The sequence below is a fragment of the Kitasatospora sp. NPDC049258 genome (assembly GCF_040678895.1).
Classification (GTDB): domain Bacteria; phylum Actinomycetota; class Actinomycetes; order Streptomycetales; family Streptomycetaceae; genus Kitasatospora.
The window spans coordinates 1-1074 of the sequence record NZ_JBFAQT010000117.1 but is presented as its reverse complement, the minus strand read 5'-3'; the positions used below and the strand labels follow the sequence as shown (position 1 = coordinate 1074).

1 protein-coding gene is annotated in these 1074 nt (G+C 69.4%); it reads right to left on the bottom strand.

The window, feature by feature from the left end; all coding sequences use genetic code 11:
* Positions 1-1074, bottom strand: a 1074-nt coding sequence (locus AB0K43_RS31455; RefSeq protein ID WP_363645836.1) for a LamG domain-containing protein, incomplete at both ends; no start/stop codon positions are given.

The following is a 1074-nucleotide window of genomic DNA, read 5'->3' as shown; positions in this document are numbered from 1 at the left end:
CCGCTCAGCACACCCTGGAACGCCCACACGTCGTCCAGCTCACCGGAGAAGTACTCACCGAAGCTGCCCGATGCCTTGCTCCGGCCGAACTGCAGACCACCGGTGGCGTCGAACGGCCGGATGGCCTGCGCCCACGAGGTCCGACTGGTGCAGTCCGCCGCGCCGGTGGTGCACACCTGGTTCTCCAACTCGCCGTTGACGTACAGGCTCAACCGGCTGGCCAGCGCGTCGTAGACGACCGCCAGCTGCGCCCAGTTGTCCATTCCGGCCGCGGGCGAGTGCACTACGACGGTACGGGCCGCGCCGGCGGCGTCCGTGCCGGCCACCACGGCCTGCCACTCACCCAGGTGCTCCCCGGACGTCGGGTCGTCCTTGAGGTAGTGCCAGCGCAGCGTCACCGCATCACCGGTGGCACCGCCCTGCGAGAGCACCGTCATGTCCCGCGTCGGAGAACCCGCAGTGTTCGCCCAACCCGCCAGCGTGAAGCTCTGGTTGGTGTGCACGGCGGCAGCGCTCGTCGCGGCGTAGGCAGTAGTTCCGTTCAGGCTCAACGTGCCCATGTTCTCGTACAGACCGCCCGCAGCGTTGATCTCCGCGGCGCCGTTCAGCAGGGCGTCCAGATGCGCCGGCCCCTCGCCCGGGCTGACCAACGGCGAACCGGAGGCGGTGTTGAGCTTCCACCGGCCGGCCAATTGAGGACGCTGGGTGACCATGTCCGCCGCCTCCGAGCCGGTGACGACCCGGTCGTAGACCCGCACGTCGTCGATGTCACCGCCGAAGAACTCGGCGTTCGCACCCTCGCGGTTGACGGCACCCAACTGCAGCGGACCGGGGCTCGCCCACGGAGCGTTCTGGGTGTAGTCCGCCTCGCCGACCAGGAACCCGTTGATGTACAGGCGGATCTTCTTCGCCACCGCGTCCGACACACCCAGCAGATGCACCCACTGGCCGTCGGTGCCGGTGAAGCAGGGCACGCCGCTCACCGTCGTGCCCGGCGTGCAGTCCGGCTGCGCCGCCCGCACCAGCGTGTCCGCGGCGGTGTCCTCCTTGTACCGCCCGAAGATCCACTTCTTG